Below are 26,415 nucleotides of genomic sequence, written 5' to 3'. Positions count from 1 at the left end.
GCGCCGATGGTACTGCAGGGGGGACCCTGTGGGAGAGTAGGACACCGCCGAACAATTTTTGGGAAAACCCCCGTGCCATTCGGCACGGGGGTTTTTTCGTTTCACGCATTACCCGGCCGAGTACTACTGTGGCCCGTATGAGCTACGTGATCCGGTCCGTCCGCGCCCATGAGTGGCCCGCCGCGAAGGAGTTGCGGCTCGCGGCACTTCAGGATCCGGTCGCGCCCCTCGCCTTCCTGGAGACCTACGAGGCGGCCGTCGCACGGCCCGACTCCTTCTGGCAGGAGCGGACGGCCAAGGGTGCCGAGGGGGCGGACGGGGCACAGACGGTCATCGCCGAGGCGCCGGACGGACAGTGGGTCGGGACGGTGACGGTGCTCATGGAAGAGCCCGGGACCACGGACTGGGCCGGGTTTCCGGTCGAGCGGAAACAGGGGCACCTCGTCGGGGTGTTCGTACGGCCCGAGGAGCGCGGCAGCGGGCTCACGGATGTGCTGTTCGACGCCACTGTGGAGTGGGCGTGGGCACACGGTGCCGAGCGGGTGCGGTTGATCGTGCACGAGGACAACGGGCGGGCGCAGCGGTTCTATCGCAAGGCCGGTTTCGAGCCCACGGGTGTGGTCGTGCCGCTGGGGTCGGCTCCGGGGGAGTCGGAGCTGGAGTTCGCGCTGGAGCGCGTCTGACCACGCCGAGGCCCTTCAGGGATCATGAGGCATGCGCTCGGACGACTGGCACCTCGACGACTGGCACCTCACCGAAGACCTCGACGACTTCCTCGCCCGAGGCGGGGAGTTCCTGCGCTCGCGGCCCGTCCCGCACATCATGCAGCTGACCTGGACCGCGAGACTTCGTACCCGCGGGGCGGCCGCGTACGACGCCGAAGGAGCCGTGTTCGGTCTGCTGGAGGAGGCCGGCGAGGTCCAGGGCGCCTTCTACCGTCTGTCGCCCCACCGCGGGCTGGGCCTGACTCCGCTCACCGCCGAGCAGGCCGACGCCCTCGCCGCCCGGCTGGTGGCACTCGGCCACTCCGTACCCTCCGTCAGCGCGGACGAGCGAACCGCCGCCGTTTTCGCCGAAGCGTGGCAGCGGCACACCGGGGCGGCGCCGCGGGAGAGCGTCCGGCTCTGTCTGCACCGTCTCGGCACGCTCGTGCCGCCGGAGCCGTACCCGGCGGGTCGGGGACGGCCCGTGGGGGAGCGGGACCACGAGCAACTGATGGGTATGTGCCGTGGGTTCGCCGCGGATGTGGGGGAGGCCGTCACCATCGACGCCGGCACCTGGGCCGGCACCCGCTTCGCCGACAAGAGCTACACGTTCTGGGAGACCCCGGGCGGCACGCCCGTCTCCATGGCGGGCGCGAACCCGATGGTCGCGGGCCTCGTCCAGGTCGACCCCGTGTACACGCCGGCCCACCTGCGGGGTCGGGGATACGCGGGCGCGGTGACGGTCGAGGTGAGCCGGGCCGCGCTGGCGGCGGGCGCCGAGGACGTGGTGCTGTTCACGGACGCGGCGAACCCCACCAGCAATGCCCTCTACCGGCGGCTCGGATATGTGCCGGTCATCGACTGGGTCGTGTACGACTTCTGAGCCCTACGCCGGGAACTCCGCGTCCGGCCAGCGGGTGCGGGCCTGTTCGCGGGACCGGAGCAGGGCCAGGGTCGGTAGTCCCCGGTCCGCTCCGGCGGTCAGCAGCTCCGGGAGCTGGGGAAGCGGAGCCACGGCTGCGATGTCGTCCAGGACGAGTGTCAGTGGTGGGTCGAGGCGACCGGCGGATGACCGTTCGGCCATGCGCCGGCCACGCTCGACCACGCTTGAGATGAGAGCCGTCAGAAGGGGCATCGCGCCTGGCTTCGTCCTGGGGTCCTCGAGGGATTCACCTACCACATAAAGCGTGCCCCCTTCATCGACGAAGGAATCCAAGGCGAGGGCATCATTTCGGTTGGGAGTGCATGCCTCGCGGATGTTGACCGTGAGGAGCGCCGAGAGGGCTCGGCCGGCCAGCTCCTGGGCGATGTCACGGCGTTCGGGGTGGGCGGTGAGGGCGGCTTCGAGTTCGCCCGCGGAGCCCGGGGCCGCCTTGGGGTGGGTGCGCAGAGTTCTCACCGCGTCCTGGACCTGGGTGCCCTGGCACCAGCGGTGGACATGGCGGATGGTGCGTGCCTCTATGGCCGCCGCGTGGAGATAGCTGCGCAGGAGCGTTTCGGCCACGTCGGCCACGGCCTGGTCGATCTTCGCGGTGGGGCGGACCGGGGCGAGGAGCGCGGCAGCTCTCGCCTTCGCCGTCTCCTTGGTCTCGCAGCCCGTGGTGGGGGACCAGTGCAGGCGGGCCGGGGTGTCGCAGAGGTGAGCGGGGTCGTAGACGTGGACCGGGCCCAGTTTGGTTCGGGCGTCCTTGGTGTCCTGCCAGACGGCCGGGTTCGAGGTGACGACGAGGGCGGGGCCTTCCGCGTCCCTGATGGCCTGGGTCGCGGTGGGGTGCCGGGTCGCCGGTGGGCCGTAGTGCACCACGCCTTCGGTGCGAGGGGTTTCCCACCCGCTCACCGCTGCGCCCTGCGTCACCGGGTGCGTGCTTCGCTCGGGTGGCCGGCTCACCGTGACCGGCAAAGGCTGCGGCAACGGCTGTGTTTGCGGCTGCGGTTGAGGCTCTGGCGTCGGTCTCGGGATCGCCACCTCGTGAGTGGCTACCTCGTGGGCCGGGGTCTTGTCAGCCGGTGCCGGTTCCGGACGTCGTTCCCGTGCCGCCAGTTTCTCCGCTCGCGTCCTCGCGCGGACCGCTCTCCAGCGGGCCAGTGTCCCCATCGCGAAGATCGTCAGGACGACCAGGAGCAGCAGCTGGCCGATGAACAGGCCCCAGACCAGGCCGTAGCCGGAGAGTTGGCCCGCCGAGGTGTCGGGCCAGGCTCCCGGGATGTCCTGGGGGTGACCGATGAGGTGGCGCATGGCCGGCGGGGTGCGGGTGAAGGTGACGCCGCTCGGCCAGTCGCCGTGGGCGAACAGACCCGCGAGGCCCGTCGCCGTCCAGACCAGCAGGGTCATGCCGAGGAGGAAGGCGAGTATGCCGACCAACAGCCCGTCAGGGACGCCTCCCTGGCCTCCCTGACCGCCCTGGTGGCGATCGTCCGGTCTCACCACTGCCCGCCCTCCTACGCCACCGTCGACTCGGAGTCGCCCATGTGCTGTTCCACGAAGGCCGCCGCCCGCTCCTCCGCCTCCAGCTCGGCGGCGCGCAGGGCCTCGTCGGCGAGATCGCTGGAGGACTCCGTCATCGCGCGGTCGGTGAAGACCAGCGGGCGTTCGGTCTCGGTGATCAGGTGTTTGACCACCTGGACATTGCCGTTGACGTCCCAGACGGCGATGCCGGGGGTGAGGGACGGGATGATCTCGACCGCCCAGCGGGGCAGGCCCAGGACACGGCCCGTCGCTCGGGCCTCGTCGGCCTTCTGGGCGTAGATCGTCCGGGTCGAGGCCATCTTCAGGATCGCCGCGGCCTCCTTCGCCGCAGCTCCGTCCACCACGTCGGACAGGTGGTGGACCACCGCCACGAAGGACAGGCCGAGCCGGCGGCCGAACTTCAGCAGGCGCTGGAAGAGCTGGGCCACGAAGGGGCTGGCGATGATGTGCCAGGCCTCCTCGACCAGGAAGATGCGCTTCTTGCGGTCGGGGCGGATCCAGGTGTGTTCCAGCCAAACTCCGACGATCGCCATGAGGATGGGCATGGCGATGGAGTTGCGGTCGATGTGGGACAAATCGAAGACGATCAGCGGCGCGTCCAGGTCGATGCCGACCGTGGTCGGGCCGTCGAACATGCCCCGCAGGTCACCGTCGACCAGGCGGTCGATGACCAGGGCGACATCGAGCCCCCACGCGCGGACGTCCTCTATGTCGACGTTCATCGCCTCGGCCGACTCGGGCTCGGGGTGCCGTAGCTGCTCCACGATGTCCGTGAGGATCGGCTGGCGTTCGACGATCGTCTCGTTGACGTAGGCGTGCGCGACCTTCAGCGCGAAGCCGGAGCGCTCGTCGAGGCCGTGGCCCATCGCGACCTCGATGATGGTCCGCAGCAGGGCCAGCTGGCCGGTCGTGGTGATCGCGGGGTCGAGCGGGTTGAGGCGGATCCCCATGTCCAGGGCGGCCATCGGGTCCAGGCGGATGGGAGTTATCCCCAACTCCTGCGCGATGAGGTTCCATTCGCCGACGCCGTCCTCGCCCTGGGCGTCGAGGACCACGACCTGGCGGTCCCGGAAGCGCAACTGGCGCAGCACATAGGTCTTCTCCAGGGCGGACTTGCCGTTTCCGGATTCGCCCAGGACCAGCCAGTGCGGTGCCGGGAGCTGCTGGCCGTAGAGCTGGAAGGGGTCGTAGATGTAGCCCTTGCCGGAGTACACCTCGCGGCCGATGATCACGCCCGAGTCGCCGAGGCCGGGCGCGGCGGTCGGGAGGTAGACCGCCTGCGCCTGGCCGGTGGAGGTGCGGACCGGCAGGCGGGTCGTCTCGACCTTTCCGAAGAGGAAGGAGGTGAAGGCGTCGCTGAGGACGGACAGCGGATCCCGCATGCTTGGTCCCCTACTTTCGAATGCCGGTGGCGAACGGAAGCGTGTTCACAAAGGCGCGATGGTGCTCGCGGTCGCACCACTCCAGTTTCAGATACGACTTTCCGGCCGAGGCCCGGATGGTCCGCTTGTCGCGGGCCAGGGCCTCGGGGTTGCGGGAGGACACGGTGATGTAGCCGACCAGGTTGACGCCGGCCGCGCCGCTCGCCAGGTCCTCGCCGCGCTGGTCCAGGCGGTTGTGGGAGGCGACGTCACGGGGGTCGACGGTGCGGTTCATCTTGGCGGCGCGGGAGGCCTCGGCCTCGTCGTTGGTCTTTTCGGTCAACATGCGTTCGATGGCTACCTCGGTTGGCTCGAGATCCATCGTCACGGCGACCGTTCGGATGACGTCCGGGGTGTGGACGAGCAGGGGTGCCAGGAAGTTGACGCCCACCGGGGTCATCGGCCATTCCTTCACCCAGGCCGTGGCGTGGCACCAGGGCGCGCGGGTGCTGGACTCCCGGGTTTTCGCCTGGAGGTACGTCGGTTCCATGGCGTCGAGTTCGGCCGGCCAGGCGTTGCGCTTGGTCATGGCCTGGATGTGGTCGATGGGGTGGTCCGGGTCGTACATGGAGTGGATCAGGGAGGCGAGCCGGCCCTGGCCGAGCGGCTGGCGGACCCGGATGTCGGCCTCCTGGAGGCGCGAGCAGATGTCGGTCAGCTCGCGGGCCATGACGACCGCGAGGCCGGCGTCCTTGTCCAGCTTGCGGCCGGACTGGGGGCGGGCCGCGCGGGCCATCGCGTGGGCCTCGGCGGCCAGTTCACGGGTGTAGTGCATGCAGGCGACGAGGTACGCGCGGTGCTGCTCGCTGCTGGTCGACACCATCGACTGGAGCTGGTCGTACGACGACTGCAGCCACGGCAGCGCCCTGTCGTCCCCGCGCATGGCGACGTCCTTGGCGTGGGCGTCCGGGTCGGCGGGGAGGGTGCGGGCGAGCATCTGGATGCGGGTGACGAAGCCGTCGCCGTTGGCCACGTGCTTGAGGAGGGTGCCGAAGCGGTCGACGAGGGCTTCCTGGTCCTCGGAGTCGCGCAGGCCGACGCCGGGGCCCTCGATCTCGATGGCGGCGGTGACGGTACGGCGGTCCGCGTGGAGCAGTACGGCGATCTCGTCGGGCCCGAACGGGGCGGCGAGCCAGTTGATCCGGCCGATGCCGGGGGGCGGGCCGACCTCGACCTCGCGGCCGTCGACGTGGGTGCCGGCCTCCATCACGGAGGAGCGGTAGGTGGTGCCCTGGCGCAGGGTGCGCTTGTAACTGCGGTTGATCTCGAACCACTTGTAGAAGGTGCGGCGCTTGTAGGGGACGTAGACCGCGGCCAGCGCGAGCAGGGGGAAGCCCATCAGCAGGACGATGCGCAGGGACAGGACGGGGACGAGGAGCCCGCACATCATGCCGAGGAACGCGCCCACGATGATGAGCGCGATCTCGCCCGACTCACGGTTGCGGCCGACGATCGCGTTCGGCCGGGCGCGGCCGATCAGATATGTACGGCGGGGCGTGACCGTATGCGACACGTGGGACTCGGTCGTCAACGCCCGTCACCTCCTGTGCTGTTGCTGCCTGCGTTGCGGTTGCCGGCGTGCGGGGTGTTCACCGCGTTGCCCGCGCGGGGAGCGGGAGCGGCGGAGGGGACAGATCCGCCGCCTCCGTTCGGGGTGCGCGAGCCGTGGGCGGCGACTCCGCCGGACGCCGGGTTGCTCGGGCGGGCGCCCGAGCCTCCGGAGGCCTGACCGTTGTTGTCGGCCCGGGAGCTGTGGGTCTTGATGCCCTGGGCGACCAGGGTGGCCGGGGAGCTGATGACCGCGGCGGCCTTGCCCTCGGCGTTCTGCATGATGCGGTTGTTGCGGGAGCCGGCGATCTCGTCGCCGAAGCCGGGGACGAACCGGTAGATCATCGCACTGGCGAAGATGGCGAGCAGGATGATGGCGAGGCCGGAGACGACGGCGGAGAAGGCGTCGGGGCCGTTGTCGGAGGAGAGCGCGCCGGCGAGGCCGAGGACGATGACGATCACCGGTTTGACCAGGATGACGGCGATCATGATGCCGGCCCAGCGGCGGACGTGGCCCCAGAGGTTCTTGTCGACGAGGCCGGCGTAGACGACGGTGCCGAGGAGGGCGCCGACGTAGAGGAGCGCGGCGCGGATCACGAGCTCCAGCCAGAGGACTCCGGCGGCGAGGATGCTGACGAGGGAGACGACGATCAGCATGATGGGGCCGCCGCCGATGTCGTTGCCCTTCTCCAGGGCGCCGGAGAAGGTGCCGAAGAACGTGTCGGTCTGGTCGCCGGTGGCCTTAGCGAGGACCTCTGAGACGCCGTCCGTGGCGGAGACGACGGTGTAGAGGATGAGGGGGGTGAAGGCGGACGCGAGCACGGTCAGCCACAGGAACCCGATCGCCTCGCTGATGGCGGTGGTGAGGGGGACGCCTCGTACCGCGCGCTTGGCGACTGCGAGCAGCCACAGGAGGAGGGTGAGGATGGTCGACGCGGCGAAGACGACGGCGTACTGCTGGAGGAACTTCTGGTTGGTGAAGTCGACGTTCGCGGTCTCCTTCACGGCCTCGCTGAGCTTGCCGATGGTCCAGGCGGCGGCTTTGGCACAGCTTTTGGCGAGGGAGGACATGGGGTCGAGGGTGGAGGTGAGACCAGGAGTGGTGCTGCCGCCAGACCCCGACCCGCTTTCGCAGTAGTCCTTGGCCGGGCCGACGATGAGGTCGCAGTTGTCGTCCGACGGGGTCGGGGAGGGCGTGGAAGAGGGTGTGGGAGCCGCAGCGGCGCGGGTGGCCAGTAGCAGGATTGCGGACTGAACGGTGGTCAGGGCTGCTGCGACCTTGAGGACGCGGCGCGGGCTACCGGGCATACGTGAACCCTCCGTACTCCTCGACGGCCTTGGCCATGTCGTCGGCGCTGGACGCCTTGTCGTCTCCGGGGACGGGAGCGGGGCCGTCCTTCTGGGAGAAGCTGTCGACCTTCCAGTCACTGTCGGCCCAGCGCATGTGGAGGGTCATGGTGAACCAGTCGCTTGTCACCGGGTCGGTCGAATCGGCGCCGGCTGTGCCGTACAAGCCGGTGCACCAGACCTCGACGGCCGCTGAGGTGGCCGATGCGCTCGTGACCTTGGTCCCGATCGGAACGGTGCGGGAGACGTAGGTGTGGCCTGCGGCCGCGTCGCCGTTCTGGTCGAGGCCGAGCTTGCTCAGGAAGTCCGCGGAGTAGGCCTTGTTGAACTTGGCGGTCAGGGCGGCCTGCTTGTCGGTCACGAAGACCTGCTGGACGATCTCGGTTCGCTGGGCCGGCTTCAGGATGTCGGCGGAGACCAGTACCGTCGCGTAATTCGCCGCAGCGCTCTGTGCCCCCTGGCTGTCGTGGGCGTAGCCGGTGGGGAGGGTGCCTGGGGTGGATTGCACCGGCTTGGTGCCGGTGGGGGCCGTGGTGGTGGCGTTCGGCTGGCCGCCCGTGCCCTGCGCCGAGGATGAGGGATCGTCTCCTCCTCGGTTCGCGAAGGCGATCGCGGCGATCAGGAGGACGACGACGCCGACCACGGTGACCAGGCTTCTGGAGGACGAGCGGCCGGAGCGGCGGGCGCCGCCGTACACGTCCGTGGTGCCGCCCGGCAGGTGGGTGCGGGTCTGGCCGGTGCCGCCGTAACCGCCGGAGCCCTCCTGGTCGTCTCCGAGACTCATGCCGCTTACGCCCCCTCGACGTGGTGCGGAACAGCGCGGGAAAACGCGTACGAGTACGACGGTAGCCGGGCTGGTTCCCGCGCGGGCGCGGTGTGGTGACTCGGCATCAGAGTCATAGGAGTCATCGAGGAGATCGGAGACATCGGGGGAACGCAACCTCAGCCGGTGGGCACTGCGGACGGGTGGGGTAGGGGGTACCGGGCGCGCCCGGCCGGGCCGGAGGTGCGTCGACCGGACGCGGCGGCTATACGGCCATGCCGTACACGATGGTGAAGAGCGTGCCCAGGGAGCCGATGATGAAGACTCCCGTCAGTCCCGCGATGATGAGGCCCTTGCCCTGTTCCGCGCTGAACGTGTCCCGCAGGGCGGTGGCGCCGATGCGCTGTTTGGCGGCGCCCCAGATGGCGATGCCGAGGCAGAGCAGGATGGCGACCGCCATGACGACCTGGATCATCGTCTTCGCCTCGGTCCCCAGTGCCCCGAAGGGGCCCCAGTCCGGAGCGATCCCGCCGATGATGGTGTTGATGTCTCCCTTGTCGGCCGCAAAGAGCATGTAAGTCACCGCCCCTGGTGGGTAGTTCCGTCTCCCCTGCGTGTGCGCAGAGGTCAGGCCTCATTGTCGCCGACAATTCTGCCGTCGTATGTCGACTTGGCGTCATTGGTTGGCGGGTTTCGTACGAATGACTGTCTGGTCACTCTGTGTATCACGGCAGGTAACGCCGGGCAATGAGGCCTGAGCGGAACCTGGCCCATGGTTCCGTCGTTGACCCCTCTTACGACCTGCGGCGCTTCTGGCACCGATGTTCTGCGGGTGAAGGCTAACCCGGAAGGCCGCCGGCATGACGAACGGGCCGCGGTAGGGGAGCCCGCGGCCCGTTCGTTGACGGACAGTCAGCTGGTGAAGGCGCTTACTCCCTTCGGGGTGCCCCACCCGGTCGGGCCGTCGTAGCCCGATCCGGCGGTGCAGAAGTAGCTCGTCGAGCAGGAGCCGTTGTTGCCGGAGGTCACGTCGTTGAGGGCGGACGTGTGCTTGTAGGGGTACTGGGCCGGGTAGTCGCTGCTGCCCGGGGTGCCCGCGAGGGCGTACACAGACGCGATGATCGGGGACGAGGCGCTGGTGCCGCCGAACGTGTACCAGCCGGCGGTGACGCCGTAGGAGTCGTAGACGGAGACGCCGGTGGCCGGGTCGGCGACGGCGGAGACGTCCGAAATCATGCGCTTGGTGCAGCCGGTGTCGGTCTGCCAGCTCGGCTTGGCGTCGTAGGACGAGCAGCCTGAACCCGTGCCCTCGGTGGAGCTGGTGTTCCAGACGCTCTCGGTCCAGCCGCGGGTGGTGGAGGACTTCGAGAGCGCGGTGCCGCCCACCGACGTCACGTACTTGGACGCTGCCGGGTATTCGGCGCCGTAGCCCTCGTCGCCGGCGGAGACGGTGATGGCGACGCCGGGGTGGTTGAAGTACGAGGTGTCGTAGGAGGTGTCCGAGGAGGACTCGGAGCCGCCGTAGGAGTTGGAGACGAACTTCGCGCCCAGGGTGACGGCCTCGTTCACCGCCTTGCCCAGGTTGGCCATGGTGGCCGACTTGGCCTCGACGAGGAGGATCTTGGCGTTCGGGGCGATGGCGGAGACCATGTCGAGGTCGAGGGAGATCTCCTCGGACCAGCCGCTGTCGCTGGAGGGCAGGGAGGTCGTGGAGCCGGTCTGGGAGACCTTCTTGAAGCAGCCGTTGGCCGTGGTGCAGGCCGGGAGACCGTAGTAGCTGCGGTACTTGGCGAGGTCGGCCTCGGCGTTGGGGTCGTTGTAGGCGTCGACGATGGCGATGGTCCGGCCGGAGCCGTTGGAGGCGGAGGCGGCGGTCAGGCCGTAGGCGGACTGGAGGTCGCTGGGGCCGTAGCCGGAGGGGGTGGCGGCGTCGGCGGCCTTCGGGGTGATGCCCCGGGCCTTCTGGAAGGCGGTGGTGCCCCCTGTCACGCGCAGGGAGTCGCAGGCGAGTTCGCCCGCCTTCTTGGGGGTGGCGCAAGGGGTCGCGGCCCAGGTGACCTTCGCGGAGCTCGCGGCGTCGGCGTGGACGGCGGTCCCGACGCCGGCGAGGAGGAGGGCGGCGGTGGCGGCCGCGGCGGAGCCGGCGCGGTGCCATCTCAGGCGGGTGTGGGGGAAGTCGGTACGCAAGGTGCAGCCTCCTGATGGTGACGGAACAGGGGCGGTGCGGGTGCGTGCCGTCGGTACGGTGTGTCCCCGGCGGCGGGCGGCGGCCTGCGACGACGGTCCACCTTGTTCCGTACGTGACAACAGGCAGTGGCCGGAATTCTGACCTTCGCGATACCGAAAGTTGTCCCGGGCTTACTCGTGCATGGCCGCTCGATGGACTGCGGGCGGTGGTGACTTGACTCGCGTGGAGACGGCGAACGACGCGCGTGACACGGCGAACGGGCCGCGACCGGATGTCGCGGCCCGTTGCCGTGGTGCCGCCGAGGGGACCCCACGTCCCCCTCTCGAGGGCGGCGCCCCCGTGACCCGACGGGGACGATTCAGGAGCTGACGGTTCAGCCGGTGAAGGCGCTGAGACCCTGCGGCGTGCCCAGACCGGTCGGTCCGTCGTAACCCGACTTGGCGGTGCAGAAGTAGCTCGTGGAGCAGCTGCCGTTGTTGCCGGAGGTCACGTCGTTGAGGGCGGAGGTGTGGGCGTAGGGGAAGGAGGACGGGTAGGAGCCGCTGGACGGCGTACCGGCCAGCGCGTACACCGACGCGATGATCGGCGACGAGGCGCTGGTGCCGCCGTAGGTGTTCCAGCCGGTGCCGTCGGAGCCGTAGGAGTCGTACACGGAGACGCCGGTGGCGGGGTCGGCGACGGCGGAGACGTCGGCGATCATGCGCTTGGTGCAGCCGGTGTCGGTCTGCCAGGAGGGCTTCGCGTCGTACGCGGAGCAGCCGGAGCCGGTGCCCTCGGTGGAGCTGGTCTTCCAGACCGTCTCTGTCCAGCCGCGGGTGGTGGAGGACGTCTTGAGGGCGGTGCCGCCGACCGCGGTGACGTACTTGGAGGCGGCGGGGTATTCGGCGCCGTAGCCCTCGTCGCCGGCGGAGACGGTGATGGCGACGCCGGGGTGGTTGAAGTACGAGGAGTCGTAGGAGGTGTCCGAGGAGGACTCGGAGCCGCCGTAGGAGTTGGAGACGAACTTCGCGCCCAGGGTGACGGCCTCGTTCACCGCCTTGCCCAGGTTGGCCATGCTCGACGAACTCGCCTCCACCAGGAGGATCTTCGCGTTCGGGGCGATGGCGGAGACCATGTCGAGGTCGAGGGAGATCTCGCCCGCCCAGCCGCTGTCGGCGGTGGGCAGGGAGGTCGTGGAGCCGGTCTGGGAGACCTTCTTGAAGCAGCCGTTGGCCGTGGTGCAGGCCGGGAGGCCGTAGTACGAGCGGTAAGTGGCCAGGTCGGCAGCGGCGTTGGGGTCGTCGTAGGCGTCGACGATGGCGACGGTCTGGCCCGAGCCGTTGTTCGCGGCCGCGGAGGTCAGACCGTACGCGGACTGGAGGTCGCTCGGACCGTAGCCGGTCGGGCTCGCGGAGGAGGCGTTCGGCTTGAGCGTCTTGGCGGTGATGCCCTTCAGCGCGGCCTGCTTCTCCATGAACGCGGTGGTGCCGCCGGTGACGCGCAGGGCGTTGCAGGCGGCGTAGCCCTTCTTGGGGGTGGCACCGCACGCGCTCTCGTACTGCACGTGGGCCTTGGCGACGGCGGTGGCGACGGCTTTGGCGCTCACGTGGTCGGGGGTGGCGGCGGTCGCGTGGACGGCGGTGCCGAGTCCGGCGAGGACGAGGGCGGAGGTGGCCACGGCGGTGGAGCCGGCCCGGCGCCATCTGCCGGACATGTGGGGGGAACGGGAAGTACGCAACGTACAGCCTCCTGGGAGTGGTTGCAGAGGCCTGCGGTGGGGGACCACCGGTGAGGTTCCCGGTGGGGGCGGCGACCCGCGAAGACCATCCCTTTGTTGAGTACGTGACAACAAGACAGGCGGTGGAATCCTGACTTCCGCCTTACCGAAGGGCGTTGGGGGATTGCTGATCAATGGCCGGCGGATGGGCGGGGGATGGTCACGGCTTGACCATCTACACGCGTCGCACACAACTCCCGGGTGCCTGAAGCCACTTGGAGGATCCGGATCAGCGGGGCTTGAGGCCGTACATCAGGTGGTGGACCAGTTCGGGCACGGTCTGCATCGCGGCCTCGGTGGTGAACATGCCGGTGGCAGCGAAGGATGCGAGGCCGTGCAGGGCGGTGCCCACGACGACGGTGAGCAGCTCGGGGTCGCCGTCGACGATCTCGCCGCGCTGCTGGGCGGCGGCGACGGCCCGCGCCAGGGCGCCCACCGTGCGGTCGATTCCGGCGGCCATCTGCTCGGTGGCGTCGGGCTCGTGCTTGCGGGCGTACATCAGCTCCAGGAGCGCGGCGTTGTCGATGGCGAAGCCCAGGTACGTCCGGGCCAGGACGGTGAGGCGGTCCTGGAGAGGGAGGCCCGGTTCGTCGGCGGCTTCGAGGGCCTCGGCCATGCGGTCGTAGCCGACCAGCGCGAGGGCGTTGAGCAGGGCCTGCTTGTCCTTGAAGTGCCGGCCGGGGGCGGCGTGGCTGACGCCGAGGTCGCGGGCGAGTTCCCGCAGGGAGAGGGAGGCGCTGCCCTTGTCGCGGAGGGTGTGCTCGGCGGCGGCGAGGAGGGCGGAGCGCAGGTCTCCGTGGTGGTAGGGGCGGCTCTCGGGCTTCTCGGCTGGCATGGGCGCCATCGTATCCGGATGTAGGCGATGCCAGCATTGTTGGCGGCGTCATCATTGTTGTCATTGACAGCATTGTTGGCGGCGTCTACATTCAGCGCATGGCTACGGACAGGCAGCAGAAGTGGAACGCGACCCGCATCCCCGACCAGACGGGCCGCACGGCGGTGGTCACGGGGGCGAACAGCGGGATCGGACTCCGGGCCGCGCAGGCCCTGGCCGAGGCGGGCGCGCACGTCGTGTTCGCCGTCCGGGACCCGGAGCGCGGTGAGGCGGCCGCGAGGACCGTCCACGGCAGCACGGAGGTGAGGCGGCTGGACCTGGCGGACCTGTCGTCGGTGCGCGAGTTCGCGGCGGGCTGGGACCGTCCGCTGGACCTGCTGATCAACAACGCGGGCGTGATGATGGTCCCGCAGCAGCGGACGGCGGACGGCTTCGAGATGCAGTTCGGCACGAACCATCTGGGCCACTTCGCGCTGACGAACCTGCTGCTGCCGTACGTCACCGACCGGGTTGTGACGGTGTCCTCGGGTGCGCACCGCTGGGGCGACCAGCGGATCGACTTCGACGACCTGAACAGGACGTCGGCCTATGACCCCAGGGGCGTGTACGGCCAGTCGAAGCTCGCGAACCTGCTGTTCGTGCTGGAACTCCAGCGCCGGCTGACGGAGTCGGGCTCCGGGGTCCGCGCCCTGGCGGCCCACCCCGGCTACTCGGCCACCAACCTCCAGAGCCACGCGGCCAGTGCGGCGGCCCGGGCGTTCATGAAGCTCGGCAACAGGTTCCTGGCGCAGGACGACCGCGCGGGCGCACTGCCCACCCTGTACGCGGCGACGCAGGAGCTGCCGGGGGCGAGTTACGTCGGTCCGGACGGGCTCGGTGAGATGAGGGGTGCGCCGACTCTGGTGGGCCGGAGCGCGGCGGCGAGCGACCCTGCCGTCGCGCGGCGCCTGTGGACGGTGTCGGAGGAGCTGACGGGGACGCGTTTTCCCCAGGGTGTGCAGACGCTCCAGGGTGCGCAGACGCCCCAGGGCGTGCAGAAGCGGGCCACCTGACCGCGGGCAGCCCCCCGTGACTCACGGCCATGTGTGGCCCGGAGTCGGTCGGACCGCCCTCCAGAGGGTGTGGGGACGCGGGGCCGAGCCGTTCGCCCGGTGCCCCCGCCGACCTCAGGACTGCTCGGTCCCGGTCAGGTGTCCGGCGCTCGCCCAGAACGCGCACAGCGCGCCGACGAGCTCTTCCGGGGCCTCCTCGGCCATGTGGTGCCCGGAGTCGATCGGGCCGCCCTCCAGGTGGGCGCCCGCCCAGTCGCGCCAGACGGCCAGGACGTCGCCGTACAGGTCGGTCATGTCGTCCCGCGTGGCCCACAGGACCTGGAGCGGGCGGTCGATGCGCCGGCCGGCCCGCCGGTCGGCGTCGTCGTGCTCGCGGTCGATGCCGAGGCCGGCCCGGTAGTCCTCGCACATGGCGTGCACGGTGGCCGGATCGTGGATCGCGTGCCGGTAGTCCTCGTACGCCTCGGCGCCCATCTGCTCGGGCTTCGCCGTGTACCAGGCGTCGGGGTCGGCGTTGATGACGCGTTCGGCGGGCTTGTCCGTCTGGCCGAGGAAGAACCAGTGCCACCAGCTCGCGGCGAAGCCGGCGTCGCAGCGGCGCAGGGCCTCCCCGATGGGGACCGCGTCCAGCACGCTGACGGCGGACACCGCCTCGGGGTGGTCCAGGGCGAGGCGGGTCGCCACGTACGCGCCCCGGTCGTGCCCGACGACCGCGAACCGCTCGTGCCCCAGCCGGCGCATGACCGCGAGGCAGTCGCCGGCCATCGCCCGTTTGGAGTACGGGCGGTGTTCCGGGTCGGTCGCGGGCTTGTCGGAGCGGCCGTAGCCGCGCAGATCGGGGCAGACGACGGTGTGGCCCGCCGCGGCCAGCAGCGGGGCGACACGGTGCCAGGTGGCATGCGTACGGGGATGTCCGTGCAGGAGCAGCACGGCGGGGCCGCTGCCGCCGTGCCGCACCCGCAGCCGGACGCCGTCGTCGCCCTCGCACCGCGTCAGTTCGAATCCGTCGAACACGCCCAGCCTCCCGGACTCCCTCGTCGAAGCTCGGCTGCCCCGGGGCGCGGGATCCACACCGTCGCCGGAGGCTGCACGAAACCTCCGCTTGATGCGTTTCTCACCTTCGTGCGGAATGCTTTCTTCCGTGAAGCGCACGCCACGTCTCGCTCTCCACGCCGCCGCTGTCCTGCTCACCGTCACCTCGGCCTCCGAGGCGGCCGCCGACGACGGGGCGGGGCCCTTCGGGGTGACGACGGTCGCCGCGGCGAACGCGCCGGCCGCCCGGGTGGGGCCCCTGTTCAACGGCGACCGGCACCACTGCACCGCCTCCGTCGTCCGCAGCCCGCACCGGGACCTCCTCGTCACCGCCGCACACTGTCTCGACGGCGACGACGACCTCGTGTTCGTGCCCGGATACCGGGACGGCGAGGCGCCGTACGGCAGGTGGCGGGTGCTGAGGCGGTTCCTGCCCGAGGGGTGGTCCAAGGGGCAGGACGAGGACAGCGACCTCGCCTTCGCCACGGTGGAGGGGGAGGTCCAGGACGTCGTCGGCGGGAACGGTGTCGCGACCGGCACCGCCACCGGGGCCACCGCCGTCACGGTCATCGGGTACCCCTCCTCCCGTGACGTGCCGATCAGCTGCACCAACAAGCCGACCGTGCACAGCCGCACGCAGCAGCGAATAGCGTGCCCCGACTTCACGGGGGGTACCAGCGGCAGTCCCTGGGTGAACGGGGACGGGCAGGTCGTGGGGGTGGTGGGCGGGCACGAGCAGGGCGGGGCGACGCCCGACGTGTCGTACAGCGTGGTGCTGGGGGCCGAGGCCGCCGCGCTCCACCGTGACGCCGTGCGCTGATCTTTGCGCCGACCCGTCCGAGTACCCCGGCTTTCTTCGGGGAAGCTCCTAGACTGGCGCGGGCGGACTCCCGGTCGTTGAGGGGCGGTTGACGGTGCGTAAGGCGTGGCTCGTTGCGGGCGCCGTTCTCGGGGCGGGGCTCAGCTTCGTGATGCTGCTCGTCGTGGGGGTCTACGTCGTCGCCGGCAACCTTGCGGGCGGGGTCGGCGGAGCCACCAGGGCGCTGGCCAAGGGGGCTGTTCCGGCCGCCTATCAGCCGCTCGTGCAGAAGTGGGGCAACCTCTGCCCCGCCATCAACCCGGCCCTGCTCGCCGCCCAGCTCTACCAGGAGAGCGGATTCAACCCGAGGGCCCAGAGCGCCGCGGCCGCGCAGGGAATAGCGCAGTTCATTCCGGGGACCTGGGCCACGCACGGGGTCGACGGGGACGGCGACGGCGACAAGGACGTCTGGGACCCCAACGACGCGATTCCCTCGGCGGCTTCCTACGACTGCTCGCTCGCGTCCTATGTGAAGAACGTCCCGGGGAACATCACCGAGAACATGCTCGCCTCCTACAACGCGGGCGCCTACGCGGTCATCAAGTACGGCGGTGTGCCGCCGTACGCGGAAACCCAGAACTACGTGAAGACCATCACGTCCCTGGAGGAGAGTTTCGCGGCGCCCACCACCCGCGTCGATCCCTCCAGGCAGGCCGCCGGTGCCATCTACTACGCGCAGAAGAAGCTCGGGACGCCCTATCTGTGGGGCGGGACCGGTACCGCCGAGCAGGGCGGGCGCTTCGACTGTTCGGGGCTGACGCAGGCCTCGTACGCGAGCGTGGGCATCACGCTGCCGCGCGTCGCGAACGACCAGTACAACGCGGGCCCGCATCCGGCCAGAAGTGAACTGTTGCCGGGGGACCTGGTGTTCTTCTCCAAGGACCTCGGCAATTCGCGCGCCATCCACCATGTGGGGATTTATGTGGGCGGCGGATACATGATCGACGCACCGAGAACAGGTGCTGTGATCCGGTTCGACCCGATCGACACTTCTGAGTACTTCGGCGCCACCCGGGTCACCGAAGATGGCGCGAAAGCGTTGCCCACGACGGTGTGACCGAGCGTGAAACTCACCCCCTGAGCTGCGGCGATGTGTCTCTCTTCGATAACGTCTGCGTGATCATTCAGTGGAGTGTGGAACGTATTAACGGGAGCCGTGCGTTCCTGGGGACGTAGCCGAGCGCACATGGGTACGCCGGGAAAGACGACGAAGGGGCCGCAGCACCATGGCTGTTCTCGCCGAATCCGGGTCGAACCCCGACGTCGACCTGCTCTACGACATCAACGGCCTGGCCAAGGACGCCCCGCACTGGTTCGACCGGGTCATGGAGTACGTCGGGGAGTACGGCATCCTGCTCGGGATGGTGCTGCTCGTCCTGTGGTGCTGGTGGTCGGGCCGCCGGCGCGGGGGTGAGGACGCCGCCTCCTCGGTGGCCGCGCTGCTGTGGGCGCCGCTCGCCGCCGCGCTGGCCGTGCTGGTGAACGTGCCCATAAGGGGGTTCGTCGAGCGGCCCCGGCCGTTCCGGACCCATGAGGGGCTCGAGGTCCTGGTGGCCGGGAAGACCGACTACTCCTTCGTGAGCGACCACGCGACGATCACCATGGCGATGGCGGTCGGACTGTTCGTGGCCAACCGGAAGTTCGGGCTCGTCGGGATCGTGCTCGCGCTGCTCGAAGGGTTCTGCCGGGTGTACATGGGGGTGCACTACCCGACGGACGTCATCGGCGGGTTCGCGCTCGGGACGGCGGTGGCTCTGTTGCTGTCGCCGCTCGCGATGGCCCTTCTCACGCCCTTGATGAGGGCCGTCGAGAGGTCGCCGAAGGGGGCGTGGATCGTTCGCGCGCGAGACGGCGGGCGGGGAGCGTCGGTGATTTCCGGGGCCCGGCAGGAGACCCCGGCCTCCCAGCGGGACCTCGCCGCGTAGCCGACGAAAGCTGCGACTACCGCTACAGCGACTGCGGGTACGTGAAGAAGCCCTGCGGGTCGTACTGCTTCTTCACCTTGGCGAGCTTGGTCGCCGCGTCGCCGTAATACGCCTTGCGCCAGTCCTTCAGCGTCGGGTCCGTGTAGTTCTGGTAGGCCGCTCCCGAGGCGTACGGCTTCATCGCGCCGTGGGCCCCCGCCAGCCAGGACTGGGCCGTCGTGCCCGGCGTGCCCGCCCGCCAGGACGCTATGTACTGGGCCAGCATGCGGGAGCGGCGGTGGACGAAGGCCGTGGCCGTGGGGGAGACGCGGTTGACCGCTCCGCCGAGGGCGGTCAGGGCGATGCTGCCCGAGCCGCCCCGGGCCGCGGCGACCTGCCTGAGCAGGGCCTGGACGCCGGCCGCCGGGATCGAGCGGTCGAAGAAGTCCGAGCGGGCCGCGTAGGTCTCGCGGCCGAGGGCGCCGTGCGGGTCGCGGTTCGGGGTGGAGCCGGGCAGGTGGCACTTGGCGTCCGTGGAGAAGGACGAGCAGCCCGCGTACGCCTCCATCGCGCTCTCGTAGGAGTGCCGCCGCAGTGAGACGCTGCGGGCCGGTGCGCCGACCCGGTCGGCCAGGTGGTCGAGGGCGTTCTGGAGTTCGCCGTAGGTGCCCATGGAGAACGCCGCGACCGCCACGGACGGCGAGCCGCCGTTCTCCAGATGGCAGGAGGACCAGATCTCGTCGGGCTGGCCGGGACCCCACTCCTGCCAGGCCTTCACCACGGCGGCGGCCCTGGACCACGGCCAGGTCGCGTACGCGGTCACGCCCTGCGGGGCCGGGTGGGTCCTGAAGTGCAGTTCCGTCACCACGCCGAAGTTGCCGTTGCCCGCGCCGCGCAGGGCCCAGAAGAGGTCCTTGTCGGTGGACGCGTCGGCGGTCACTTCCTTGCCGTCGGCCGTGATCAGTGTCGCCCGGGTGAGGCTGTCGCAGGTCAGGCCGTAGGCCCGGGAGGCCACGCCGTGGCCGCCGCCCAGCACCAGGCCGGAGACACCGACGGTCGGGCAGGAGCCCCCGGGGATCGTCACGCCCTTCGCGGTCAGGGCCCGGTAGACGTCGATCAGCTTGGCGCCGGCGCCGACCACGGCGGTGCCGCCCGAGGCGCGGACGCGCTTCAGCCGGGAGACATCGACGATCAGCCGGTTGTTTCCCGAGGACCAGCCGGCGTAGGAGTGGCCGCCGTTGCGGATCGCCACCCGGACGCCGTGGGCGCGGGCGTAGGCGAGCGTGGTGCGGATGTCGTCGGCATGCGCCACGTACGCCACCGCCGCGGGCTTCAGCGAGTCGAAGCGGGTGTTGTAGAGCTGCCGGGCGGTCGCCCAGCTCGCGTCGCCGGGGCGGACCAGGGTGCCGTCCAGGTCGCGGCCGAGGGCGGTCCAGTTCGCGGCGGCCGCGGCGGGCGTACGGGCGGAGAGGGACTGGCCGAAGGTGCTGGGTGTGGTGCCGGCGCTCTTGCCGCCGTCGCAGGCGGCCGTGCCGATCGCGGCGATCGCGGCCGCGCCGCCCCCGATGAACGTACGCCGTTCCATGTGTCCGTGCCTTTCGTCGGCCGCGTGGGCTTCCCTGGGACGAGACGGGACTGTGGGGGTGAGGGTTCCCTGGTGGGTTCCGGAATCACACTGTGCCCTCGACGTAAGCGTTCCGTGACCTCACCGCACCTTCTGCAGGGGTTCACTCCCCGTTCACTTCCGGCCATGAACGCCTTCACCTGATCTGCCTAATTTCGGCCTTACGCGATGTGTGGTGCGCCGTGAGCGCGCATCCGCATCTCCCAGACTTCGCGCACGCCGCCGGATTCAGGACGGCGGCTCCCGGAAGGAACTCAAGTGAAGCTTCAGCGCAAGAACCGGCGGGCCCTCGCCTTCGGTGCTCTCGCCGTCTCCGGCGCCCTGGCCCTCACGGCGTGCGGCTCCGACGACACGAGCGGCGGCAGCGGCAACGCGTCGGCCACCGCGGCCGCGGGCAACATCAAGTGCGACGGCGCCAAGGGCCAGCTGCTCGCCGACGGCTCCTCCGCGCAGAAGAACGCGATCGACGCCTGGGTCAAGCAGTTCACGCAGGCCTGTGGCGTGCAGATCAACTACAAGGGCTCCGGCTCCGGCGCCGGCATCACCGCCTTCACCAACGGCCAGGTCGCCTTCGCCGGTTCCGACTCGGCGCTGAAGCCGGAAGAGGTCACCGCCTCCAAGAAGGTCTGCTCCGGCGGCCAGGCCATCGACCTCCCGATGGTCGGCGGCCCGATCGCGCTCGGTTACAACGTCCCGGGCGTGGACAAGCTCACGCTGGACGCCCCGACGCTCGCGAAGATCTTCAACAACAAGATCTCCAAGTGGAACGACGCGGCGATCAAGAAGCTGAACCCCGACGCGACGCTTCCCGACCTCAAGATCCAGGCGTTCCACCGCTCCGAGGACTCCGGTACCACGGACAACTTCACCAAGTACCTGATCGCCACCGCCAAGAGCGACTGGCCCTACTCGGGCGGCAAGGCCTGGCAGGCCGAGGGCGGCCAGTCGGCGTCCGGCTCCTCCGGCATCGCCCAGCAGGTGAAGCAGACCTCCGGCGCGATCGGCTACATGGAGCTGTCGTACGCCAAGGACGGCATCAACCCGGTCAGCATCGACACCGGTGCCTCCGCCCCGGTCGAGGCCAGCGTGGACAACGCCACCAAGGCCATCGCCGACGCCAAGGTCGTCGGCACCGGCTCCGACCTGGCGCTGCAGCTGAATTACGCCACCAAGGCCGAGGGTGCCTACCCGATCACCCTGGTGACGTACGAGATCGCCTGCGACAAGGGCAACAAGGCCGACACCCTGGCCGCCACCAAGGCGTTCCTGCGCTACATCGCCTCCGAGGACGGCCAGAAGGTTCTCGCGGACAACGACTACGCGCCGATCCCCGACGACATCATCGCCAAGGTCCGCACCACCATCGAGGGCCTGAGCTGACCTGAGCGTGTGGCCGGACCGGGCCCGCTTCGAGGGCCCGGTCCGACCGCACCGTCCGGTGCACCGCCGCCAGGAGCCGCACATCGCGTGCGGCTCAGCAGACCGGAGAACCCGATGGACACCACACAGCTAAAAGACGTACCTCCTCCAGCCCACCGGCCGACCGAGGCCGAGCACAAGCGCGCGGCCCGTGGCGCCACCCGGCCCGGTGACCGGATCTTCCTCGGTCTCTCCCGCGGGTCGGGCATCCTGCTGCTGGCGATCATGGCCGCGATCGCCGTGTTCCTCACGTACCGCGCCTCGATCGCGATCGGCAAGGACGACGGGAACTTCCTCACCACCTTCGAGTGGAACACCGGTCTGATCCCGCCGAAGTTCGGCATCGCCGTCCTCGCCTTCGGCACGATCGTCTCCTCGATCATCGCCATGGTCATCGCGGTCCCGATCGCGGTCGCCATCGCGCTGTTCCTCACCCACTACGCCCCCCGCAGGCTGAGCGGCCCGATCGCCTACGTGATCGACCTGCTCGCCGCCGTGCCGTCGATCGTCTACGGCCTCTGGGGTGCTCTGATCCTCGTCCCGCACATGAACGGCCTCTACGGCTGGCTCGACGACTACCTCGGCTGGACCGGCATCTTCGACTGGCAGGGCGGCGCGCCCCGCTCGATGCTCACCGTCGGCATCCTGCTCGCGATCATGATCCTGCCGATCATCACCAACGTGAGCCGCGAGGTCTTCCGCCAGGCCCCGCAGATGATCGAGGAGGCGGCCCTCGCCCTCGGTGCCACGCGCTGGGAGGTCATCCGCATGGCGGTGATCCCCTTCGGCCGCTCCGGCGTGATCTCCGCCTCGATGCTCGGCCTCGGGCGTGCGCTCGGCGAGACGATGGCCGTGGCCACCGTGCTCTCCCCGACCTTCACCATCCAGGCCAGCCTGCTCGACCCGGGCGGCGGCACCTTCGCCCAGAACATCGCCAGCAAGTTCAGTGAGGCCAGCGACCTCGGCCGGGACGCCCTCATCGCCTCCGGTCTGGTGCTGTTCGTCATCACCCTGCTGGTCAACGGCGCGGCCCGCATGATCATCGCCCGCCGCAAGGAGTACTCGGGGGCCAACGCATGAGCAACGCCGTCATCGCCGACAAGCCCCGCAGCACCCTGCGTGGCGCGCGCCTCCCCAAGTGGAGCCCGTACGCCATCGGCGCCGGCTCCGTCGCCCTGGGGCTCGGCATCAGCGCGGCCGCCGGTCTGCACAGCAGCATCCAGTGGGCCCTGATGGCCGCGGTGCTGTTCGTCCTCGGCACGTACGTCATCGCGTCCCGCGTCGAGGGGCGCCGGCAGGCCAAGGACCGGGTCGCGACCGCGCTCGTCTGGGTCGCCTTCCTGATCGCCCTGGTCCCGCTGATCTCCCTGGTCTGGACGACCGTCGTGCGCGGGGTGAAGGTCCTCGACGTCTACTTCCTGACCCACTCGATGGGCCTGGTCTCCGACACCGAGCCGGGCGGCGGCATCTACCACGCCATCCTCGGCAGCCTGGAGCAGGTCGGCCTCGCCACCGTCATCGCGGCGCCGGTCGGTGTGCTCACCGCGATCTACCTCGTCGAGTACGGGCGGGGCAACCTTGCCAAGGCCGTCACGTTCTTCGTGGACGTGATGACCGGTATCCCCTCGATCGTCGCGGGCCTGTTCATCCTGTCGATCATGCTGATGTTCGACATGCAGCCCTTCGGCTTCGCCGGCTCGCTCGCGCTGGCCATCCTGATGATGCCGGTGGTGGTCCGCTCCACGGAGGAGATGCTCAAGCTCGTCCCGAACGAGCTGCGCGAGGCGTCCCTGGCGCTCGGTGTCCCGAAGTGGCGCACCATCCTGAAGGTGGTCCTGCCGACCTCGATCGGCGGCATCACGACCGGCATCATGCTGGCGGTCGCCCGTATCGCGGGCGAGACCGCGCCGGTGCTGCTGCTGGTGTGGGGCAACTCGCTCATCAACACCAACCCCTTCGAGGGCGCGCAGCAGTCGTTGCCGCTGTTCATCTACCAGCAGTACGCGAACAGTGCGGGTTCCGGTGCGGCGTACGACCGTGCGTGGGCGGCGGCGCTGACGCTGATCGCCTTCGTGATGATCCTCAATCTGGTGGCTCGCGGCATCGCCCGCTGGAAGGCCCCGAAGACCGGTCGCTGACGCGGCCCACCCAGCGACCGATCTGGAAGTGAAGCAATCATGGCCAAGCGAATCGACGTCAGCGGGCTCACCGCCTACTACGGCTCCCACAAGGCGATCGAAGACATCTCGATGACGGTCGAGCCCCGCTCGGTGACGGCCTTCATCGGCCCCTCCGGCTGCGGAAAGTCGACCTTCCTGCGCACCCTCAACCGGATGCACGAGGTCACCTCGGGCGGCCGGGTCGAGGGCAAGGTGCTCCTCGACGACGAGGACTTGTACGGCCAGGGCATCGACCCGGTGTCCGTCCGCCGTGAGGTGGGCATGGTCTTCCAGCGCCCGAACCCGTTCCCCACCATGTCGATCTTCGACAACGTGGCGGCGGGCCTGCGCCTGAACGGCTCGTACAAGAAGAGCGAGCTGGCGGACGTCGTAGAGAAGTCCCTCAAGGGCGCGAACCTCTGGAACGAGGTCAAGGACCGCCTGAACAAGCCGGGTTCGGGCCTGTCCGGCGGTCAGCAGCAGCGTCTGTGCATCGCCCGCGCGATCGCGGTGGAGCCCAAGGTCCTGCTCATGGACGAGCCCTGCTCGGCCCTGGACCCGATCTCCACGCTCGCCATCGAGGACCTCATCGGTGAGCTGAAGGAGCGCTTCACGATCGTCATCGTGACGCACAACATGCAGCAGGCGGCGCGTGTGTCGGACCGTACGGCCTTCTTCAACCTGGCCGCGGTCGGACAGCCCGGCAAGCTGATCGAGATCGACGAGACCGAGCGGATCTTCTCCAACCCGTCGGTCCAGGCCACCGAGGACTACATCTCCGGCCGCTTCGGCTGAGCCGGAGCCGTCGTACCAAGCCCCTCGCGGTGCTGCATGGCGGTGCCACCGCGAGGACACAGAGGGCCCGCCCCCGGAATCCGGGGGCGGGCCCTCTCTCGGTGTACGGCTCCTACAGGAATGCCAGATGGACGATGCCGTAGGCGCAGGCGGCCACGATCGCCGCGGCCGGCATGGTGATGAACCAGCCGAGGACGATGTTCTTGGCGACGCCCCAGCGGACCGCGTTGACCCGCTTGGTGGCACCGACACCCATGATCGCCGAGGTGATGACGTGGGTCGTCGACACCGGCGCCTTGAACAGGTACGCGGTGGTGAACATGATCGCCGCACCGGTCGTCTCCGCCGCGAAGCCCTGCGGCGGATCGAGTTCGATGATCTTCCGGCCCAGGGTGCGCATGATGCGCCAGCCGCCCGCGTAGGTGCCCAGCGACAGCATCAGAGCGCAGGCGATCTTCACCCAGACCGGGATCGGGTCGCCGTACGTCTCGTGACCGGAGATCACCAGGGCCATCACCACGACACCCATGGTCTTCTGGGCGTCCTGGAGACCGTGCCCGAGGGCCATACCGGCCGCGGACACGGTCTGCGCGATCCGGAAACCCCGCTTCGCCTTGTGCGGGTTGGCACGCCGGAAGAGCCACATGATCGCGGTCATCACCAGGTAGCCGGCGACCAGACCGACGACCGGCGAGAGGAACATCGGGATGACGACCTTGTCGAGCACCCCGTTCCAGATGACCTCGGTGCCGCCCGCCAGCGCCGCCCCCACCATGCCCCCGAACAGCGCGTGCGAGGACGAGGAGGGCAGGCCGAAGTACCAGGTGACCAGGTTCCACACGATCGCACCGACCAGGGCCGAGAAGAGGATGGCCATCCCCCGCGAGCCCTGCGGCGTCTCGATCAGGCCCTCACTGACGGTCTTGGCGACCCCGGAGCCGAGAAAGGCTCCCGCCAGGTTCATGACCGCCGCCATGGCCAGCGCCGCGCGCGGCGTGAGAGCCCGCGTGGACACCGAGGTCGCGATCGCGTTCGCCGAGTCGTGGAAGCCGTTGGTGTACGTGAAGAAGAGCGCGACCAGGATGGTCACGATCAGAGCGAAGGTGTCCATGGAAGAGGTCAGGACTCCTTGACGGCGATGGTCTCCACCGTGTTCGCCACGTGCTCGAACGCGTCCGCGGCCTCTTCGAGGACGTCCACGATCTGCTTGAGCTTGAGGACCTCGATGGCCTCGTACTTGCCGTTGAACAGCATGGCGAGCAGCTTGCGGTGGATCTGGTCCGCCTGGTTCTCCAGCCGGTTGACCTCGATCCAGTACTCGGTGAGGTTGTCCATGGTCCGCAGGTTCGGCATGGCCTCGGCCGTGAGCTCGGCGGCCCGCGCGAGCACCTCGATCTGCTGCTCGACGCCCTTGGGGAGTTCCTCGACGTTGTAGAGGACGACCAGGTCGACGGCCTCCTCCATGAAGTCCATGATGTCGTCGAGGGAGGACGCCAGGTTGTAGATGTCCTCGCGGTCGAACGGTGTGATGAACGAGGAGTTCAACTGGTGGAAGATCGCGTGGGTGGCGTCGTCACCGGCGTGTTCAGCGGCCCGCATACGCTCTGCGATCTCGGCCCGGCCGGCGGTGTCCGCGCCGAGCAGTTCCATCAGGAGCTTCGAGCCCGTGACGATGTTGTCCGCGGAGGCGGCGAACATGTCGTAGAAGCTCGTCTCCCTGGGGGTCAGACGAAAGCGCACAAGGGGTCCTCGGGGTGCATCGGTTTCGGTCAGGGTGATGCTAAGTGCATCATCCGGCCACGGCTAATGGGCCGTCCCCCAGTGTCGCCCATCGGGCACAGTGGTTGGCACGGGGGCCGTCCGCAGGCCATATACCCGGGAAACTTCGGTACGATATACCCAGGAGGGGTATAGGAATGCCCCTGGTTGTGAGGACGCGATGACGACGACCGACACCGGCGCCACGGCGCCCTCCGAGGCAGTGGCCGAAAACGTCACGCACGGCTACCACAAGCAGAAGGACGAGCACCTCAAGCGCCTGCGCCGGATCGAGGGCCAGATCCGGGGTCTGCAGCGGATGGTCGACGAGGACGTCTACTGCATCGACATACTCACGCAGGTGTCCGCCTCCACCAAGGCCCTGCAGTCCTTCGCCCTGCAGCTCCTGGAGGAACACCTGCGGCACTGCGTCGCGGACGCTGCCGTCAAGGGCGGCGCGGAGATCGACGCGAAGGTCGAGGAGGCGACGAAGGCGATCGGCCGTCTGCTGCGGACCTGACCGGCCTTCCCCTACGACGCGACCTGCGACGCGACGGGCGCCCCCGGCTCACTTGCCGGGGGCGCTCGCGCGTTCTTCGGCCACTTTCAGCACCTCGTCGATGCTCTCCGGGCTGAGCCGGTCGTCCGCGGCCGAGGCCGCGATGATCAGCTCTCCGCACAGCTCGATCTCGGCGAGGGCCACGTGGTCCTGAACCGCCGTACCGCCGACCGGAGCCACGCGCATCACCTCTTCTCTGCCGTTACCGGCTTCCTAGAGTAGGGA

General features: G+C 69.5%; 25 protein-coding genes. 11 read left to right on the top strand and 14 right to left on the bottom strand.

The genetic code is table 11. From position 1 onward, the window contains the following. The first annotated feature begins 137 nt into the window (after positions 1–137). Both ACGFWE_RS32215 and ACGFWE_RS32210 read left to right on the top strand, forming a co-directional pair. Positions 138–683 (top strand): GNAT family N-acetyltransferase, encoded by a 546-nt coding sequence (locus ACGFWE_RS32215; RefSeq protein ID WP_393603446.1) that lies wholly within the window; start codon positions 138–140, stop codon positions 681–683. A 31-nt stretch (positions 684–714) separates the two neighbouring features. Beyond that, positions 715–1,587, top strand: coding sequence for a GNAT family N-acetyltransferase (locus tag ACGFWE_RS32210; RefSeq protein ID WP_393603444.1), 873 nt, complete (start codon positions 715–717; stop codon positions 1,585–1,587). A 3-nt stretch (positions 1,588–1,590) separates the two neighbouring features. Here ACGFWE_RS32210 and ACGFWE_RS32205 read toward each other — a convergent pair whose 3' ends face one another. The 9 genes from ACGFWE_RS32205 to ACGFWE_RS32165 form a co-directional block, all read right to left on the bottom strand. Then, positions 1,591–3,129, bottom strand: a complete 1,539-nt coding sequence (locus ACGFWE_RS32205; RefSeq protein ID WP_393603442.1) for a type IV secretory system conjugative DNA transfer family protein — start codon at positions 3,127–3,129, stop codon at positions 1,591–1,593. A gap of 14 nt (positions 3,130–3,143) precedes the next feature. Further along, positions 3,144–4,553 (bottom strand): ATP-binding protein, encoded by a 1,410-nt coding sequence (locus tag ACGFWE_RS32200; protein ID WP_352391644.1) that lies wholly within the window; start codon positions 4,551–4,553, stop codon positions 3,144–3,146. A 10-nt stretch (positions 4,554–4,563) separates the two neighbouring features. Beyond that, positions 4,564–6,123, bottom strand: a complete 1,560-nt coding sequence (locus ACGFWE_RS32195; protein ID WP_352391645.1) for an SCO6880 family protein — start codon at positions 6,121–6,123, stop codon at positions 4,564–4,566. After that, positions 6,120–7,448 carry a hypothetical protein gene (locus tag ACGFWE_RS32190; RefSeq protein WP_393603440.1) on the bottom strand — a complete coding sequence of 443 codons (1,329 nt, stop codon included), beginning with the start codon at positions 7,446–7,448 and terminating at the stop codon, positions 6,120–6,122. The genes ACGFWE_RS32195 and ACGFWE_RS32190 overlap by 4 nt, the downstream gene beginning before the upstream one ends. Continuing rightward, entirely contained in the window at positions 7,438–8,271 is an 834-nt protein-coding gene (locus tag ACGFWE_RS32185) for a hypothetical protein (protein ID WP_393603438.1), read from the bottom strand. The genes ACGFWE_RS32190 and ACGFWE_RS32185 overlap by 11 nt, the downstream gene beginning before the upstream one ends. A 244-nt stretch (positions 8,272–8,515) precedes the next feature. Further along, the gene (locus ACGFWE_RS32180; protein ID WP_007383036.1) at positions 8,516–8,824 is read right to left on the bottom strand and encodes a hypothetical protein; all 309 of its coding nucleotides are present in this window, start codon (positions 8,822–8,824) and stop codon (positions 8,516–8,518) included. Between the two features lie 338 nt (positions 8,825–9,162). After that, positions 9,163–10,437, bottom strand: a complete 1,275-nt coding sequence (locus ACGFWE_RS32175) for a peptidase S8 (protein WP_393603436.1) — start codon at positions 10,435–10,437, stop codon at positions 9,163–9,165. A gap of 374 nt (positions 10,438–10,811) precedes the next feature. Beyond that, entirely contained in the window at positions 10,812–12,131 is a 1,320-nt protein-coding gene (locus tag ACGFWE_RS32170; protein WP_393603435.1) for a peptidase S8, read from the bottom strand. A gap of 292 nt (positions 12,132–12,423) precedes the next feature. Continuing rightward, on the bottom strand, positions 12,424–13,038 hold the full coding sequence (locus ACGFWE_RS32165; RefSeq protein ID WP_393603433.1) for a TetR/AcrR family transcriptional regulator: 615 nt from the start codon (positions 13,036–13,038) through the stop codon (positions 12,424–12,426). An 89-nt stretch (positions 13,039–13,127) separates the two neighbouring features. Between ACGFWE_RS32165 and ACGFWE_RS32160 the strand changes: the two genes are divergently transcribed. After that, positions 13,128–14,081 (top strand): oxidoreductase, encoded by a 954-nt coding sequence (locus ACGFWE_RS32160; protein ID WP_393603431.1) that lies wholly within the window; start codon positions 13,128–13,130, stop codon positions 14,079–14,081. A gap of 114 nt (positions 14,082–14,195) precedes the next feature. Here ACGFWE_RS32160 and ACGFWE_RS32155 read toward each other — a convergent pair whose 3' ends face one another. Then, entirely contained in the window at positions 14,196–15,095 is a 900-nt protein-coding gene (locus ACGFWE_RS32155; protein ID WP_393603429.1) for an alpha/beta fold hydrolase, read from the bottom strand. A 127-nt stretch (positions 15,096–15,222) separates the two neighbouring features. On the opposite strand from ACGFWE_RS32155, the gene ACGFWE_RS32150 reads away from it, so the two are divergent. The 3 genes from ACGFWE_RS32150 to ACGFWE_RS32140 all read left to right on the top strand — a co-directional run bounded on the left by ACGFWE_RS32150 (position 15,223) and on the right by ACGFWE_RS32140 (position 17,897). Further along, positions 15,223–15,933: a trypsin-like serine peptidase gene (locus ACGFWE_RS32150; protein ID WP_393603427.1), complete on the top strand. Its 711-nt coding sequence runs from the start codon at positions 15,223–15,225 to the stop codon at positions 15,931–15,933. 88 nt (positions 15,934–16,021) lie between these two features. After that, positions 16,022–17,029: a bifunctional lytic transglycosylase/C40 family peptidase gene (locus ACGFWE_RS32145; RefSeq protein ID WP_352391654.1), complete on the top strand. Its 1,008-nt coding sequence runs from the start codon at positions 16,022–16,024 to the stop codon at positions 17,027–17,029. 169 nt (positions 17,030–17,198) lie between these two features. Further along, the gene (locus ACGFWE_RS32140; RefSeq protein ID WP_352391655.1) at positions 17,199–17,897 is read left to right on the top strand and encodes a phosphatase PAP2 family protein; all 699 of its coding nucleotides are present in this window, start codon (positions 17,199–17,201) and stop codon (positions 17,895–17,897) included. A 22-nt stretch (positions 17,898–17,919) separates the two neighbouring features. Here the strand turns inward: ACGFWE_RS32140 and ACGFWE_RS32135 are convergent, their stop codons facing one another. Further along, complete coding sequence (locus ACGFWE_RS32135) at positions 17,920–19,461, bottom strand: FAD-binding oxidoreductase (RefSeq protein WP_393603424.1); 1,542 nt, start codon at positions 19,459–19,461, stop codon at positions 17,920–17,922. A 297-nt stretch (positions 19,462–19,758) separates the two neighbouring features. Between ACGFWE_RS32135 and pstS the strand changes: the two genes are divergently transcribed. The 4 genes from pstS to pstB all read left to right on the top strand — a co-directional run bounded on the left by pstS (position 19,759) and on the right by pstB (position 23,873). Further along, entirely contained in the window at positions 19,759–20,880 is a 1,122-nt protein-coding gene (pstS, locus tag ACGFWE_RS32130) for a phosphate ABC transporter substrate-binding protein PstS (RefSeq protein WP_352391657.1), read from the top strand. A gap of 114 nt (positions 20,881–20,994) precedes the next feature. Beyond that, a complete protein-coding gene (gene pstC, locus ACGFWE_RS32125) occupies positions 20,995–21,999 on the top strand; it encodes a phosphate ABC transporter permease subunit PstC (RefSeq protein ID WP_393603422.1) in 1,005 nt (334 codons plus the stop codon). Further along, positions 21,996–23,057 (top strand): phosphate ABC transporter permease PstA, encoded by a 1,062-nt coding sequence (gene pstA / locus ACGFWE_RS32120; RefSeq protein WP_352391659.1) that lies wholly within the window; start codon positions 21,996–21,998, stop codon positions 23,055–23,057. The genes pstC and pstA overlap by 4 nt, the downstream gene beginning before the upstream one ends. A gap of 39 nt (positions 23,058–23,096) precedes the next feature. After that, complete coding sequence (pstB, locus tag ACGFWE_RS32115; RefSeq protein WP_352391660.1) at positions 23,097–23,873, top strand: phosphate ABC transporter ATP-binding protein PstB; 777 nt, start codon at positions 23,097–23,099, stop codon at positions 23,871–23,873. Between the two features lie 112 nt (positions 23,874–23,985). Here the strand turns inward: pstB and ACGFWE_RS32110 are convergent, their stop codons facing one another. Both ACGFWE_RS32110 and ACGFWE_RS32105 read right to left on the bottom strand, forming a co-directional pair. Next, complete coding sequence (locus tag ACGFWE_RS32110) at positions 23,986–24,984, bottom strand: inorganic phosphate transporter (RefSeq protein WP_352391661.1); 999 nt, start codon at positions 24,982–24,984, stop codon at positions 23,986–23,988. Between the two features lie 8 nt (positions 24,985–24,992). Next, a complete protein-coding gene (locus ACGFWE_RS32105; RefSeq protein ID WP_030043659.1) occupies positions 24,993–25,613 on the bottom strand; it encodes a DUF47 domain-containing protein in 621 nt (206 codons plus the stop codon). A gap of 199 nt (positions 25,614–25,812) precedes the next feature. Here ACGFWE_RS32105 and ACGFWE_RS32100 point away from each other — a divergent pair, with 199 nt between their 5' ends. Then, positions 25,813–26,151, top strand: coding sequence for a metal-sensitive transcriptional regulator (locus ACGFWE_RS32100; protein ID WP_352391662.1), 339 nt, complete (start codon positions 25,813–25,815; stop codon positions 26,149–26,151). 48 nt (positions 26,152–26,199) lie between these two features. Here ACGFWE_RS32100 and ACGFWE_RS32095 read toward each other — a convergent pair whose 3' ends face one another. Then, positions 26,200–26,376, bottom strand: coding sequence for a hypothetical protein (locus ACGFWE_RS32095; protein WP_352391663.1), 177 nt, complete (start codon positions 26,374–26,376; stop codon positions 26,200–26,202). Positions 26,377–26,415 lie beyond the last annotated feature (39 nt).

Origin of the sequence: Streptomyces sp. NPDC048523, from assembly GCF_043199815.1 — a bacterium.
Classification (GTDB): domain Bacteria; phylum Actinomycetota; class Actinomycetes; order Streptomycetales; family Streptomycetaceae; genus Streptomyces.
The sequence above is the reverse complement of the archived record's forward strand: the minus strand, read 5'-3'. Positions and strand labels throughout refer to the sequence as shown.

Excerpts from the sequence above, each read along its gene's own strand:
- ACGFWE_RS32200 (WP_352391644.1), bottom strand. The coding sequence starts at position 4,553 with ATGCGGGATCCGCTGTCCGTCCTCAGCGACGCCTTCACCTCCTTCCTC.
- ACGFWE_RS32095 (WP_352391663.1), bottom strand. The coding sequence starts at position 26,376 with ATGCGCGTGGCTCCGGTCGGCGGTACGGCGGTTCAGGACCACGTGGCC.
- ACGFWE_RS32170 (WP_393603435.1), bottom strand. The coding sequence starts at position 12,131 with ATGTCCGGCAGATGGCGCCGGGCCGGCTCCACCGCCGTGGCCACCTCC.
- ACGFWE_RS32215 (WP_393603446.1), top strand. The coding sequence starts at position 138 with ATGAGCTACGTGATCCGGTCCGTCCGCGCCCATGAGTGGCCCGCCGCG.
- ACGFWE_RS32160 (WP_393603431.1), top strand. The coding sequence starts at position 13,128 with ATGGCTACGGACAGGCAGCAGAAGTGGAACGCGACCCGCATCCCCGAC.
- ACGFWE_RS32210 (WP_393603444.1), top strand. The coding sequence starts at position 715 with ATGCGCTCGGACGACTGGCACCTCGACGACTGGCACCTCACCGAAGAC.
- ACGFWE_RS32185 (WP_393603438.1), bottom strand. The coding sequence starts at position 8,271 with ATGAGTCTCGGAGACGACCAGGAGGGCTCCGGCGGTTACGGCGGCACC.
- ACGFWE_RS32135 (WP_393603424.1), bottom strand. The coding sequence starts at position 19,461 with ATGGAACGGCGTACGTTCATCGGGGGCGGCGCGGCCGCGATCGCCGCG.
- ACGFWE_RS32180 (WP_007383036.1), bottom strand. The coding sequence starts at position 8,824 with ATGCTCTTTGCGGCCGACAAGGGAGACATCAACACCATCATCGGCGGG.
- ACGFWE_RS32110 (WP_352391661.1), bottom strand. The coding sequence starts at position 24,984 with ATGGACACCTTCGCTCTGATCGTGACCATCCTGGTCGCGCTCTTCTTC.
- ACGFWE_RS32165 (WP_393603433.1), bottom strand. The coding sequence starts at position 13,038 with ATGGCGCCCATGCCAGCCGAGAAGCCCGAGAGCCGCCCCTACCACCAC.
- pstB (WP_352391660.1), top strand. The coding sequence starts at position 23,097 with ATGGCCAAGCGAATCGACGTCAGCGGGCTCACCGCCTACTACGGCTCC.
- ACGFWE_RS32190 (WP_393603440.1), bottom strand. The coding sequence starts at position 7,448 with ATGCCCGGTAGCCCGCGCCGCGTCCTCAAGGTCGCAGCAGCCCTGACC.
- ACGFWE_RS32140 (WP_352391655.1), top strand. The coding sequence starts at position 17,199 with ATGGCTGTTCTCGCCGAATCCGGGTCGAACCCCGACGTCGACCTGCTC.
- ACGFWE_RS32100 (WP_352391662.1), top strand. The coding sequence starts at position 25,813 with ATGACGACGACCGACACCGGCGCCACGGCGCCCTCCGAGGCAGTGGCC.
- pstC (WP_393603422.1), top strand. The coding sequence starts at position 20,995 with ATGGACACCACACAGCTAAAAGACGTACCTCCTCCAGCCCACCGGCCG.
- pstA (WP_352391659.1), top strand. The coding sequence starts at position 21,996 with ATGAGCAACGCCGTCATCGCCGACAAGCCCCGCAGCACCCTGCGTGGC.